The sequence below is a fragment of the Sporichthya polymorpha DSM 43042 genome, assembly GCF_000384115.1.
GTDB classification, from domain to species: domain Bacteria; phylum Actinomycetota; class Actinomycetes; order Sporichthyales; family Sporichthyaceae; genus Sporichthya; species Sporichthya polymorpha.
Genome location: NZ_KB913029.1, coordinates 4,470,603 through 4,484,010, shown reverse-complemented (window position 1 = coordinate 4,484,010; position 13,408 = coordinate 4,470,603). Strand labels below are relative to the sequence as shown.

Below are 13,408 nucleotides of genomic sequence, written 5' to 3'. Positions count from 1 at the left end.
TCGGGTGTGCCGAGGGTGCTGCTCGTCGACGACAACGCACTCGTCCGTCGGCTGCTGCGCGAGCAGCTGCACGCGCGGGGCGCGCTGTCCGTCGTCGGGGAGGCCGGCGACGCGGAGTCCGCGGTGAAGCTCGCGGCCGAGCTCACCCCCGACCTCGTCGTGCTCGACCTCTCGATGCCCGGCTCGGACGGGTTCACCACGATCAGCGAGGTCCGCGCCGCCGCGCCGGGCGCCAAGGTGGTCGTGATCTCAGGCTTCGCGGCGCACGAGGTGGAGGAGCGCGTCCTCGCCGCCGGCGCGGCCGCCTACGTGGAGAAGGGGCTGCGGACCGACTTCTCCCAGGCCCTGCTCTCGGTGCTGCCGGGCTGACCCCTAGGGTTCCGCCCAATGAACGCGCACCGGGGGCCCTTCGAGGAGGGTGACCTCGTCCAGCTGACCGACCCGAAGGGCCGGCACAGCACCTTCACCCTCCAGGCGGGGAAGACCTACCACTCGCACAAGGGGAACTTCGCCCACGACGAGCTGATCGGCGCGCCCGAGGGCACCGTGGTGCGGACGAACGGCGGGCAGGACTACCTGGCCCTGCGCCCCCTGCTCAGCGACTTCGTGCTCTCCATGCCCCGGGGCGCGACCGTCGTGTACCCGAAGGACGCCGCCCAGATCGTGGGGATGGCCGACATCTTCCCGGGCGCCCGGGTGCTCGAGGCGGGCGCCGGCTCCGGGGCCCTGAGCTGCTCGCTGCTGCGCGCGGTCGGCACCGAGGGGCGGGTCTCGTCCTACGAGCGCCGCGAGGACTTCGCGAAGATCGCCCGCAAGAACGTCGAGCGGTTCTTCGGCGGCCCGCACCCGGCCTGGGAGCTCACGGTGGGGGACCTGGTCCAGGCCGTGCCGGAGAACCCGGCCGACGCCGAGGTCGACCGCGTCGTGCTCGACATGCTCGCCCCCTGGGAGTGCATCGACGTCGTCGCGGAGCGGCTCGTCCCCGGCGGGGTGTTCTGCTGCTACGTCGCGACGACGACGCAGCTGTCGCGTCTGGTCGAGGACCTGCGCGCGACGAAGGCCTTCACCGAACCGGCCGCCTGGGAGACGCTCGTGCGCACCTGGCACGTGGAGGGCCTGGCCGTCCGGCCCGACCACCGGATGATCGGCCACACCGGTTTCCTCGTCACGACACGCCGGATGGCACCCGGAGTGCCGGCTCCGACACGCCGTCGGCGCCCGGCAAAGGGTGCATATGGGGACGAGGGAGAGGTATCAGTGGAGCGCGAAGGGCCCTTCCGACCTCCACTTCCGTGACCGCCTGCCGATAGGCCGAACGGGGGAGCCGTGGCTGGACGTTTGGTCAGTGACGGCGCTTCGTCGCACCCGGCGCAACTACGGGTTGTAATGTCAACTTCCAGCCACCTCGGGAGGTGAGGATCGTGACCGAATCGGACGATCGCAGCGCGCGCGGTGACGCCGACCTGCTCAGCCAGGTTGCATTCCTGGAACAGGAGGTGGCGGTGCTCCGCCGGCGCCTGACCGAGGCGCCGCGGCACTCCCGCCAGCTCGAGGACCGGATCGTCGAGCTCCAGACCCAGCTCTCCGGGACCAGTGCGCAGAACGAGCGCCTGGTCGCGACCCTCCGCGAGGCGCGCGAGCAGATCGTCGCGCTGAAGGAGGAGGTCGACCGGCTCGCCCAACCGCCGTCCGGTTACGGCGTCTACCTGGGTGCCGGCGAGGACGGGACCGTGGACGTCTTCACCGGCGGTCGCAAGCTCCGCGTGGCGATCAGCCCGGAGATCGACGTCGACAGCCTGCAGCCGGGCCGCGAGGTCATGCTCAACGAGGCGCTGAACGTCGTGCGCGTCATGGAGTGGGAGCGCACCGGCGACGTCGTGATGCTCAAGGAGATCATGGAGGACGGCGAGCGCGCCCTCGTGATCGGGCACACCGACGAGGAGCGCGTGGTCTTCCTCGCCGACTCGCTCAAGGGCGAGCCGATCCGTGTCGGCGACTCGCTGCTGCTCGAGTCGCGCTCCGGGTTCGTCTACGAGCGGGTTCCGAAGGCCGAGGTCGAGGAGCTCGTCCTCGAAGAGGTGCCGGACATCGACTACACCTCGATCGGTGGCCTCGCCGGCCAGATCGAGCAGATCCGTGACGCGGTCGAGCTGCCGTACCTGCACCGCGACCTGTTCATCGAGCACAAGCTCCGGCCGCCGAAGGGTGTGCTGCTCTACGGCCCGCCCGGATGCGGCAAGACGCTGATCGCCAAGGCGGTCGCGAACAGCCTCGCCAAGAAGGTCGCCGAGCACACCGGCCGCCCGGAGGGGAAGTCCTTCTTCCTCAACATCAAGGGCCCGGAGCTGCTCAACAAGTACGTCGGTGAGACCGAGCGCCACATCCGCCTCGTGTTCCAGCGGGCGCGGGAGAAGGCGTCCGAGGGCACGCCGGTCATCGTGTTCTTCGACGAGATGGACTCGCTGTTCCGCACCCGTGGCTCCGGCGTCTCCTCGGACGTCGAGAACACGATCGTGCCGCAGCTGCTCTCGGAGATCGACGGTGTCGAGGGCCTGGAGAACGTGGTCGTCATCGGTGCCTCGAACCGTGAGGACATGATCGACCCCGCGATCCTGCGCCCGGGCCGGCTCGACGTGAAGATCAAGATCGAGCGCCCTGACGCCGAGGCCGCCAAGGACATCTTCGGCAAGTACATCGTCGAGGAACTGCCGCTGCACGAGGAGGACCTCGCCGAGCACGGTGGCAACCGCGCGGCGACCGTCACCTCGATGATCCAGCGGACCGTCGAGCGCATGTACGCCGACAACGAGGAGAACCGCTTCCTCGAGGTCACGTACGCCAACGGTGACAAGGAAGTCCTGTACTTCAAGGACTTCAACTCCGGCGCCATGATCGAGAACATCGTCAACCGCGCGAAGAAGATGGCCATCAAGGACTGGCTGGACCACGGCCAGCGGGGCATCCGCATCAGCCACCTGATGGCCGCGTGCGTCGACGAGTTCAAGGAGAACGAGGACCTGCCCAACACCACGAACCCGGACGACTGGGCTCGTATCTCGGGCAAGAAGGGCGAGCGGATCGTCTACATCCGTACGCTCATCTCGGGCAAGCAGGGTGCCGAGGCCGGCCGCGCGATCGACACCGTCGCGAACACCGGGCAGTACCTCTAGAGCCCCAGCCGCACGTCCGCAGCGCCCCCGTCCCGAGTGGACGGGGGCGCTTCGCTTTGGTTGGCTCACCCCATGCTGACCAGCGGGTTCGACCACGTCGCGGTGCTGACCGCGGACACGGACGCGTTCGTGGAGTTCTTCGAGGACGTCTTCGAGGCCCGGGTGCTGGGCCGCCCCGAGATGCCCCCGGGCATGCGCCTGACGCTGCTGAAGGTCGGGCCCGACGCGGAGTTCAACGTGTTCCAGATCGACGGCAACGACGAGGCCGCGCGGCAGACGCCGATGGGCGGCCGGGGCCGGCTCGACCACTTCGGGCTGCGGGCGCCGTCGCTGGAGAACTTCACGACGGTCCGCGAGCGCCTGATCGCCCGGGGCGCGACCGACGGGTTCGTCACCGACTTCGGGCCCGTGCTGTCCTGCTTCTTCATCGGGCCGGACGGCCTGGAGTGCGAGGTGTGCGTCGAGAACCCGGACTGGGACTCGGCCGGCTTCCACCCGCCCGGCACCCCGGCCCGGCGCTTCCACCCCGAGGCGGCATGACCACCACCCGCGTCACCCGGTTCGTCGCCGCCCCGCCGGCGGCGGTCTACGCCGCGATCCTCGACCCCGAGGCCGTCCAGCACTGGATGGTCCCGGACGGCATGACCAGCGAGGTCCACCGCTTCGACGCCCGCGAGGGCGGGGAGTTCGAGATCTCGCTGACCCACGACAACCCCGCGATCCTCGGCAAGACGGCGGGCGCCACCGACTCCTTCGCCGGCCACTTCGCCGAGCTGGTCCCGGGCCAGGCGGTCGTGCAGGTCGTCGAGTTCGAGACCGAGGACCCGGCGATGGCCGGCCCGATGACGATCCGCTACCTCCTCCACGAGCGGGACGGCGGCACCGAGGTCGAAGGCGTCCACGAGAACCTCCCGCCCGGCGTCGCCCCCGCCGAGAACGAACTCGGCTGGCGGATCTCCCTGGGCAAGCTCGCGGCGCTCCTCGAAGGGTGAACCCCGGATCGACACTCAGGCTGCACTTCGTTACGGCAGAGGCGTTCGAGGCGCCCCATTCGCCTCCGGCGTAACGAAGTGCAGCTTCAGTGTCGAGGGGGCCCCATCTCGACGACCCGCGCGATCTGGCGGAGGCTGGCCGCCCGGTGGAAGGTCAGGTCCTCGTAGGTGAAGCGGAGCTGCACGAAGCGGCACACCGCCAGGGTGTTCCCGCGGCGGCGGTCGCGGCGGTAGTGCTCGCGATTGGAGTGGAAGGCGAAGCCGTCGGGCTCCAGCACCAGCCATCCGTTGACGAGGAAGTCCACCGGACCGACGCCCTCGATCCAGACCTGGGTCTCGTAGCTGACGGAGAGCAGCTCGAGCATCAGGCGCATCGTCGTCTCCAGCCGTGAGCCGGACAGTGCGTCGACGTAGCCCACCGCGCGGCGGAGGGCGGTGCTACCGGGGCCGGTGGCGCTGTCCGCCATCGCCTGGAGGTCCGGCATGCCGAGCAGCTCGGCCCGGATCACTTCGTCGAGCAGGACCACGCCGTGCAGGACCGGGAACGTCCGGGCGCAGTCGCGCACCGTCCGGCGCACGGTCGTCGTACGGCGACAGCACCTGCCCCTGCTCCACCGCGATCCGCAGGGCGTGGCGGGTCACGCCCAGTGCCCGCAACTGCGACCACCGGGCGGCGAGACCGCACCGGCGCAACGCGTCCTCCACCTGCACGGCGGCAGGCTCGTCGATTCCGCGGCGGCCCGCTTCCGGCGAGCGGATTCCGGTGGACAACCGGAGCTGTGGAGAACTCGATCGCGTGCCTCCGCGCCCACCGAACGTTCGCGGCATCTACGCTGGCGCCATGAGCGTGTGGCGGGTCATGGGCCTGGAGACCGAGTACGGGGTCTCGGTGCCTGGGCACCCGACCGCGAACGCGATGCTCACCTCGTCGCAGGTGGTGAACGCCTACGCCGCGGTGACCTCCCGGGCCCGCCGGGCGCGGTGGGACTTCGAGGAGGAGAACCCGCTGCGGGACGCCCGGGGCTTCGACCTCGCGCGCGACCTCGCGGACGCCTCCCAGCTCACCGACGAGGACGTCGGCCTCGCCAACGTCATCCTGACCAACGGCGCCCGGCTCTACGTCGACCACGCGCACCCGGAGTACTCCAGCCCGGAGTGCACGAACCCGCGTGACCTGGTGGCCTGGGACAAGGCCGGCGAGCTCATCATGGCCGCCGCGGGGGAGCAGGCCGGCCGGACGCCGGGAACGCCGCCGATCAACCTGTACAAGAACAACACCGACAACAAGGGCGCGTCCTACGGCACGCACGAGAACTACCTGATGCAGCGGGCGACGCCGTTCGCGGACATCGTCCGGCACCTGACGCCGTTCTTCGTGTCCCGCCAGGTCGTCGCCGGCTCCGGTCGCGTCGGCATCGGGCAGGACGGCCGTGGCCAGGGCTTCCAGATCTCCCAGCGCGCCGACTTCTTCGAGGTCGAGGTCGGGCTGGAGACCACGCTCAAGCGCCCGATCATCAACACCCGCGACGAGCCGCACGCCGACGCCGAGAAGTACCGGCGGCTGCACGTGATCATCGGCGACGCGAACCTCTCCGAGGTCTCGACCTACCTCAAGCTCGGCACCACCGCGCTCGTGCTGTCGATGATCGAGGACTCCTTCCTCACCGGTGACCTCGCCGTCGACGGCCCGGTGCAGGCGCTGCACCAGGTCTCGCACGACCCGACGCTCACCCACCTGATCACCCTGCAGAACGGCCGCAAGCTCACCGCCGTCCAGCTGCAGATGGAGTACTGCGAGCAGGCCCGCAAGTACGTCGAGGACCGCTACGGCGCCGACGCCGACGACGTGACCGTCGACGTCCTCAACCGCTGGGAGTCCGTCCTCACCCGGCTCACGACCGACCGGAACAGCCTCGCGCGCGAACTGGACTGGGTCGCCAAGCTCGAGCTGTTCGACGGCTACCGCGAGCGCGACGGTCTCGACTGGAGCGCCCCGCGCCTGCACCTGGTCGACCTGCAGTACTCCGACGTCCGCCCGGACAAGGGCCTGTACAACAAGCTCGCCTCGAAGGGTCGCTTCGAGCGGATCGTCTCCGACGCGAAGGTCTCCTGGGCGATGACCAACCCGCCCGAGGACACCCGGGCCTACTTCCGCGGCCGCTGCCTCGACCAGTACGCGGACTCCATCGCCGCGGCGTCCTGGGACTCGGTCATCTTCGACCTGCCCGGCCGCGACTCCCTCCAGCGCGTCCCGACCCTGGAGCCGCTGCGGGGCACCAAGGCCCACGTCGGCGCCCTGCTCGACCGTTGCCCCACGGCCGAGGATCTGGTTCGGACCCTCGCCGGCGGCTGACCCGGCAACGCTCTGACCTGCAGCAATTCGGAGACTCGGCGGGTTTGACCGCTGTGTCGGCCCGTGCTCGCGTATCGTCGGAACCACCGGCCCCGAGCCGGAATGTGAGCAAGGGAGAGCGCCATGGCGACCAAGGACACCGGCGGCGGGCAGGCGCAGGCCCGCAAGTCCGAGCAGACCGAAGAGGTCACCGAGACCACCGAGACCTCGGACCTGCAGGAGCGCCACGAGAAGCTCACCGACGACGTGGAGTCGATGCTCGACGAGATCGACGAGGTCCTCGAGGAGAACGCCGAGGAATTCGTTCGGTCCTTCGTGCAAAAGGGCGGCCAGTAGGACCCATCGGACTCCGTCCGACGTATTCCGACGCACCGTTCGCTCGACGCGGACGGTGCGTCGCCGTTTAAGCGCGCACCGCTGGATAGGTTTGGGGACGTGACTTCGATCCCGAACGGCAACAGCCCCCTGCCCGCCGCGTTCCGCGCCGTCGGCAGCTCCTCGTTCACCGACTTCCTCGCCGGGTACGCGCCGGACCTGCTCCCGCACCGCCGGGCGATCCCGGCCGGTGCCACGGTCGACGCCCCGCACGGCACGACGATCGTCGCGGCGACGTTCCCCGGCGGCGTCGTCATGGCCGGTGACCGGCGCGCGACGATGGGCAACATCATCGCCCAGCGCGACATCGAGAAGGTCTTCCCGGCCGACGAGTACAGCTGCGTGAGCATCGCCGGCACCGCCGGCATCGGGCTCGAGATGACGCGGCTGTTCCAGGTCGAGCTCGAGCACTACGAGAAGATCGAGGGCACGACCCTCAGCCTCGACGGCAAGGCGAACCGGCTCTCGCAGATGATCCGGCAGAACCTGGGTCTGGCGATGCAGGGCCTCGCGGTCGTCCCGATGTTCTGCGGCTACGACCACGAGGTCGGCGAGGGTCGGATCTTCAGCTACGACGTCACCGGCGGCCGGTACGAGGAGACCAACTACCACTCGGTCGGCTCGGGGTCGTTGTTCGCCCGCGGTGCGTTGAAGAAGCTGCACCGTGCGGGCATGACCCCCGACCAGGTCGTCACCGTCCTCGTGCAGGCCCTCTACGACGCCGCCGACGACGACTCGGCGACCGGCGGCCCCGACCTGACCCGGTCGATCTGGCCGGTCGTGTACGTGATCACCGAGGACGGCGCCCGGCGCCTGCCCGACGACGAGATGGGCCCGATCGTCCGGGCCGTGGTCGAGGGGCGGCTGATCGACCCGGACGGGCCGAACGCCAGCCCGCCCACCGGCCCGTAGTTCCGCGCGCTCGCCAGTCCGGAGCTTGCCTGTCCGGCCTTCCCCCGCACGACTTCGAGAGGACCTGCCGCGGTGACCACGCCGTTCTACATCTCGCCCGAACAGATCATGAAGGACAAGGCGGACTATGCCCGCAAGGGCATCGCCCGCGGGCGGTCCGCCGTGGTCCTGCAGTACGACGCCGGCATCCTGCTCGTCGCCGAGAACTGGTCGCCGGCGCTGCACAAGATCAGCGAGATCTACGACCAGATCGCGTTCGCCGCGGTCGGCCGGTACAACGAGTTCGAGAACCTGCGGATCATGGGTGTCCGCATCGCGGACCTGCGCGGGTACTCCTACGACCGCCGCGACGTGACCGCCCGCGGCCTGGCGAACGCCTACGCGCAGACGCTCGGCACGATCTTCTCCTCGGCCGGCGAGAAGCCGTTCGAGGTCGAACTCGTGGTGGCCGAGGTCGGCGACAGCGCCGCGGACGACCAGATCTACCGGCTGACCTACGACGGCTCCGTCGCCGACGAGCACGGCTGGATGGTCATGGGTGGGCAGACCGAGCCGATCGCGGCCTACCTGGAGCAGAACTACGCCGAGGGGCTGGGCGTCGACGACGCCATTGCGCTCGCGGTCCGCGCCCTGGGCGAGGGCAACCCCGGCTCCGACGGCCCGCGCCGGATCGAGGCGAACCAGCTCGAGGTCGCCGTGCTCGACCGCGGCCGTCCGACGCGCAAGTTCAAGCGCCTGACCCGCGCGCGCCTGGAGTCGGTCCTCGGGACCGACGCCGCGGCGGCGGCTCCGGCGGCTGCTCCGGCGGCTGCTCCGACGGGTCCGGCCGGGGGCGGGGCTCCGGCGGCGGGCGACGGCGGCGAGCGGCCCGCGACCGGGCCGCAACCGCCCAAGCCGGGCGAAACGTCCACCGGGGACGGCGACGGCGGTCCGGCGCTCTGACGGACGTTTCCGACGCCTGAGTGAGTCTGCCCGGTCAAAGATCGCGCGGCCCCGTACTCTCAGGTCATGGATCGGCGCATCTTCGGTCTCGAGAACGAGTACGGCGTCACGTGCACCTTCCGGGGGCAGCGACGTCTCTCCCCGGACGAGGTCGCGCGGTACCTCTTCCGCCGGGTCGTCTCGTGGGGCCGCAGCTCGAACGTGTTCCTCCGCAACGGGGCCCGGCTGTACCTGGACGTCGGGAGCCACCCGGAGTACGCGACCCCGGAGTGCGACTCGGTCGTCGACCTGGTCACGCACGACAAGGCGGGGGAGCGAATCCTCGAAGGCCTGCTCGTCGACGCCGAGCGGCGTCTGCGCGAGGAGGGGATCGCGGGCGACGTCTACCTGTTCAAGAACAACACCGACTCCGCCGGGAACTCCTACGGCTGCCACGAGAACTACCTCGTCGCGCGCCACGGGGAGTTCTCCCGGCTCGCGGACGTCCTGATCCCGTTCCTCGTGAGCCGGCAGCTGATCTGCGGCGCGGGCAAGGTCCTCCAGACCCCGCGCGGCGCCGTGTACTGCGTCAGCCAGCGGGCCGAGCACATCTGGGAGGGCGTCAGCAGCGCCACCACGCGCTCACGCCCGATCATCAACACCCGCGACGAGCCGCACGCGGACGCCGAGCGGTACCGCCGCCTGCATGTCATCGTCGGCGACTCGAACATGAGCGAGACGACGACGCTGCTCAAGGTCGGCTCCACCGACCTGGTGCTGCGGATGATCGAGGCCGGCGTCGTCATGCGGGACCTGACGCTGGAAAACCCGATCCGGGCGATCCGCGAGATCAGCCACGACATGACGGGCCGCCGCAAGGTGCGCCTGGCCAACGGCCGCGAGGCCTCCGCCCTGGAGATCCAGGAGGAGTACCTGTCGAAGGCGCGGGACTTCGCCGCCCGCCGCGCCCTGGACGACGGCGTCGTGAAGCGCGTTCTCGACCTGTGGGAGCGGACGCTGTCCGCCGTCGGCTCCGGTGACCTGTCGGCCGTCGAGCGCGAGATCGACTGGGTGACCAAGTACAAGCTGATCGAGGCCTACCGGAACAAGAACAACCTGCCGCTGTCCGCGCCTCGCGTGGCCCAGCTGGACCTGGCGTACCACGACATCAACCGGCACCGCGGTCTGTACTACCTGCTGGAGAAGAAGGGCAGCGTCGAGCGCGTCGCGCGCGACCTGGCGATCTTCGAGGCGAAGTCGGTCCCGCCGCAGACCACCCGGGCGCGGCTGCGTGGCGAGTTCATCCGCAAGGCGCAGGAACGCCGGCGCGACTTCACCGTCGACTGGGTGCACCTGAAGCTGAACGACCAGGCGCAGCGCACCGTGCTGTGCAAGGACCCGTTCCGCCACACCGACGAGCGGGTGGAAAAGCTCATCGCCTCGATGTGACTCCCAGTACGAACCGCCCGTCAGCCGGGGAATCTCCCAGCCTCGATCACTAGGCTGCGGGCGTGCGCCGAGCTCCCACCCTGCTGCTCGCCGCTGTTCTGCTGCTCCCCGCCGCCTGCGGCGGCGGGGACGACGACGGCGGCGACCCGAACGCCTCCCGATCGGTGGCGCCGTTCGCGTTCCCGACGGTGTCCGAGACCAAGCCGGGGGCGGAGCCGAAGATCGTCTCCAGCACGGCGCCGCCGGACACGACGCAGAGCAAGGTCCTGTTCGAGGGCAAGGGCCGCGCGGTCGGCGCGGACGACGTCGTCGTCGTCCGGGTCAAGGGCCAGGTCTGGGACCCCGACGGCGTGGACCTGCCGGCGTTCGTGAACTCGTTCAGCACCGGCCAGGCCCTGATCCGCCCGGTGGACAGCGTCGTCCCGGCCTGGGAGAAGGTGCTGCCCGGGGTCAGGATCGGCTCGCGCGTCCTGATCGTCGCCCCGCCCGCGGACGGCTTCGGCGAGCAGGGCAACTCCGGGGTCGGGATCTTCCCCGACGACACCCTGATGTTCGTGCTCGACGTGCTCGACTCGGTCGCCCCGGGGACGATGGCCGCCGGCAAGCCGGTTCCGCTCGCCCCCGACCCCGCGCTGCCCACCGTGACGGGCGACAAGAACCCGAAGATCACCGTGCCGCCGCGCGCGGCCCCGACCGACCTGGTCGAACGGCTCCTGCGGCAGGGCTCCGGCGCGAGGATCGAGGAGGGCGAGTCGGTCCTCGCCCAGTACGTCGGCGTCCTCTGGCGCGACGGGAAGGTCTTCGACTCGTCCTGGGACAAGGGGCGGCACCCGTTCGCGGCGCGGATCGCGAAGTCCGACCCGCAGACCGGGGAGTCCGGCGTGATCGAGGGCTGGGTCAAGTCCCTCGTGGGGGAGCGGGTCGGCTCCCGGATCCTGCTCGTCGTCCCGCCGAAGTTCGGCTACGGCAAGGCCGGCAACCCGGAGGGCGGGATTCAGGGAACGGACACGCTCGTGTTCGTCATCGACATCCTCGGCGCCTACGGCAAGGCGACCACCTGACCGGACGCCAAGGTCGCGCACCTAGGCTGCGCGGGTGCGCCGACTTCTGATGCTGCTCCCGCTCCTGACCGCCCTGATCCTGCCCGCCGCGTGTGGCGGGGACGACGACAAGACGTTCGCGTTCCCGACGGTCTCCAGCGCGGAGGTCGGCGTCGTTCCCGAGATCACCTCGAACTCGGCACCGCCGAAGGAGTCCGAGCTCCAGGTGCTCACCGAGGGCAAGGGCCGTGCGCTCGCCGCCGGCGACATGCTGGTCGCGGACCTCAAGAGCCAGGTCTGGAGCACCGACGGCAAGGAGATCCCGCCGTACGTCGACACGTTCTCGGCCAAGCGGGTCCTGATCGCGTCGATCGACGAGATCGTCCCCGGCGTCGCGAAGAAGCTGCCGGGCGTCAAGGTCGGGTCCCGGGTCGTTCTCGTGACCCCGCCGGCCGACGGGTTCGGCGAGCAGGGCAATCCGCAGATCGGCGTCCAGCCCGAGGACAGTTTGGTCTTCGTCTTCGACATCCTCGACGCGTTCGGCAAGGACGCCCTGATCGACGGCACCGCGCCGAAGACCGCGCCGGGCGCGAACCTGCCCAAGGTCACCGCGGGCAAGAACCCGAAGATCACGATCCCGAAGAACGACCCGCCCTCCGGCCTGGTCGCGGAGCCGCTGCTCGTCGGCAAGGGTCCGAAGGTCGAGAAGGGCCAGGAGATCGTCGCGCAGTACACCGGTGTCATCTGGCGCAACGGCGTCGTCTTCGACAGCTCCTGGAAGCCCGACCGCGGGCCGTTCGCGGCCCGCGTCGCCGGCACCGACCCGCAGACCGGGGAACCCGGCGTCATCGAGGGCTGGGTCCAGGGCCTGGCCGGCCAACGGGTCGGCAGCCGCGTGCTGCTCGTGATCCCGCCGAAGCTCGGCTACGGCAAGGAGGGCAACCCCGGCGCCGACATTCAGGGCACCGACACCCTCGTCTTCGTCGTCGACATCCTCGGCGCCTACAACACCCCGGCCAAGGCCTGACTGCTCAGTCCGCCGCTGGGTCCAGGAGCCCGGCCGCCCAGCGGCCGGCGGCGGCCGCGGCGAGGAAGCACGGCGGGTCGTCGTCGAGTCCGCGGCCCATGCTCGACAGGATCACCGGGCTCGCGGCGAGCGCCTCCGGCAGGCCGGTGAGGTCGACCGGCACCAGGCGGTGCCGCTCGGCCAGGGACGCGCACTGCGTGCGGACTCGTTCACCGAACTCGCCGGGCAGGTCCGGCACGGGGACGTCCGCGGGGGCGAGCGCGACCCGGCCGTAGGCGGTCAGGCTGTGGTGCGAGACGCCGCGGTGGCGCTCGCGGGGGTCGGCGGCGGAGACGCGCAGCGACGCGACCGGGCGGCCGCCGAGGACGGCGGCGGCGTTCACCGCGTCGCCGGCGGCGACGCCGGAGAACCCCCAGCGGGTGCCGGTGCCCAGGTTCCCCGGCCCCGGGGCGACGACCGCGATGTGCGCGTCGAGGACGAGTCGCGCCGCGAGCAGCCCCGAGTGCAGCGAGACGCACTCCAGGTCCCCGCCGAACGCCTGGCCGGTGGTGACGGTCCCGACCAGCAGGCCCATCCGGCGCAGGCCGTCGACGGTGCGGGAGAACCAGGCCGGCAGGGCCCCGCCGTCGGTCATGACGAAGGCGATCCGCACTCCGGGCCGGTCCGCGGTCGCCGCGACGCAGATGGCCGGCAGCGCGGAGTGCAGGTCGGCGGTGACGACCGGCATCCCGCCGACGGAGTCCGCGTCGCGCAGAACCCCGTGGTGCGCCGAGCCCTGCTCGTCGGCGCCGTCGACGAGCGCCTGCAGCGGGGTGTAGCGCGCCTTGACGAGGTGCCCGTCCGCACCGGGGTCCGCCGGGAGGCGGTCCGGCACCGCGACGACCGGCGCGTACCCGCCGGTGCCGAGGTTCCGTATCAGCGCGCCGGCGTTGAGCAGCACCTCGTCGCCGGGTTCGGGACGGCCGACCAGGGCCGGATAGGCCAGCGCGCGCACCGTTCCCGCGTCCGGCCCGTCGCCACCGGTTCGAGGGTCGGACGGGACGAGAGCGACCTCGAGTTCGACCGCGCCCTGCCACTCCCGGATCACCCGTTGCACACGGGCCCGCCGCCAGTGGATCACGCCCGAGACGGTACAGGCGTGGGTCCGCCGAGCCGCTCGCGCCGCCGGG

Annotated in this window: 14 protein-coding genes; 12 read left to right on the top strand and 2 right to left on the bottom strand. The window is 70.9% G+C overall.

What is annotated here, in order from left to right; all coding sequences use genetic code 11:
* Positions 1–6 precede the first annotated feature (6 nt).
* From SPOPO_RS31040 to SPOPO_RS0121830, 5 genes are all read left to right on the top strand, one after another.
* A complete protein-coding gene (locus SPOPO_RS31040; protein ID WP_169577222.1) occupies positions 7–369 on the top strand; it encodes a response regulator transcription factor in 363 nt (120 codons plus the stop codon).
* Between the two features lie 18 nt (positions 370–387).
* On the top strand, positions 388–1,296 hold the full coding sequence (locus SPOPO_RS0121845) for a tRNA (adenine-N1)-methyltransferase (protein ID WP_019877230.1): 909 nt from the start codon (positions 388–390) through the stop codon (positions 1,294–1,296).
* 116 nt (positions 1,297–1,412) lie between these two features.
* A complete protein-coding gene (arc, locus tag SPOPO_RS0121840) occupies positions 1,413–3,170 on the top strand; it encodes a proteasome ATPase (protein ID WP_051098417.1) in 1,758 nt (585 codons plus the stop codon).
* A 72-nt stretch (positions 3,171–3,242) separates the two neighbouring features.
* Positions 3,243–3,710 (top strand): VOC family protein, encoded by a 468-nt coding sequence (locus SPOPO_RS0121835; RefSeq protein WP_019877228.1) that lies wholly within the window; start codon positions 3,243–3,245, stop codon positions 3,708–3,710.
* A complete protein-coding gene (locus tag SPOPO_RS0121830) occupies positions 3,707–4,162 on the top strand; it encodes an SRPBCC domain-containing protein (RefSeq protein WP_019877227.1) in 456 nt (151 codons plus the stop codon). The genes SPOPO_RS0121835 and SPOPO_RS0121830 overlap by 4 nt, the downstream gene beginning before the upstream one ends.
* A gap of 86 nt (positions 4,163–4,248) precedes the next feature.
* On the opposite strand, the gene SPOPO_RS0121825 is transcribed toward SPOPO_RS0121830, so the two are convergent.
* Entirely contained in the window at positions 4,249–4,728 is a 480-nt protein-coding gene (locus SPOPO_RS0121825) for a hypothetical protein (RefSeq protein WP_156870119.1), read from the bottom strand.
* Between the two features lie 275 nt (positions 4,729–5,003).
* Here SPOPO_RS0121825 and dop point away from each other — a divergent pair, with 275 nt between their 5' ends.
* The 7 genes from dop (at position 5,004) to SPOPO_RS31035 (ending at position 12,239) form a co-directional block, all read left to right on the top strand.
* Positions 5,004–6,515 carry a depupylase/deamidase Dop gene (gene dop, locus SPOPO_RS0121820; RefSeq protein WP_028985011.1) on the top strand — a complete coding sequence of 504 codons (1,512 nt, stop codon included), beginning with the start codon at positions 5,004–5,006 and terminating at the stop codon, positions 6,513–6,515.
* Positions 6,516–6,638: 123 nt separating this feature from the next.
* Positions 6,639–6,851: a ubiquitin-like protein Pup gene (locus SPOPO_RS0121815; protein ID WP_019877224.1), complete on the top strand. Its 213-nt coding sequence runs from the start codon at positions 6,639–6,641 to the stop codon at positions 6,849–6,851.
* Between the two features lie 99 nt (positions 6,852–6,950).
* Positions 6,951–7,802, top strand: a complete 852-nt coding sequence (prcB, locus tag SPOPO_RS0121810; RefSeq protein WP_019877223.1) for a proteasome subunit beta — start codon at positions 6,951–6,953, stop codon at positions 7,800–7,802.
* Between the two features lie 72 nt (positions 7,803–7,874).
* On the top strand, positions 7,875–8,744 hold the full coding sequence (gene prcA / locus SPOPO_RS0121805; protein WP_019877222.1) for a proteasome subunit alpha: 870 nt from the start codon (positions 7,875–7,877) through the stop codon (positions 8,742–8,744).
* Positions 8,745–8,810: 66 nt separating this feature from the next.
* Entirely contained in the window at positions 8,811–10,172 is a 1,362-nt protein-coding gene (gene pafA / locus SPOPO_RS0121800) for a Pup--protein ligase (protein ID WP_019877221.1), read from the top strand.
* Between the two features lie 62 nt (positions 10,173–10,234).
* Entirely contained in the window at positions 10,235–11,233 is a 999-nt protein-coding gene (locus SPOPO_RS0121795; RefSeq protein ID WP_019877220.1) for an FKBP-type peptidyl-prolyl cis-trans isomerase, read from the top strand.
* A 34-nt stretch (positions 11,234–11,267) separates the two neighbouring features.
* On the top strand, positions 11,268–12,239 hold the full coding sequence (locus SPOPO_RS31035) for an FKBP-type peptidyl-prolyl cis-trans isomerase (protein WP_156870117.1): 972 nt from the start codon (positions 11,268–11,270) through the stop codon (positions 12,237–12,239).
* 4 nt (positions 12,240–12,243) lie between these two features.
* Here SPOPO_RS31035 and SPOPO_RS0121785 read toward each other — a convergent pair whose 3' ends face one another.
* Positions 12,244–13,359 (bottom strand): DUF3866 family protein, encoded by a 1,116-nt coding sequence (locus SPOPO_RS0121785; RefSeq protein WP_028985010.1) that lies wholly within the window; start codon positions 13,357–13,359, stop codon positions 12,244–12,246.
* Between the last annotated feature and the right edge of the window lie 49 nt (positions 13,360–13,408).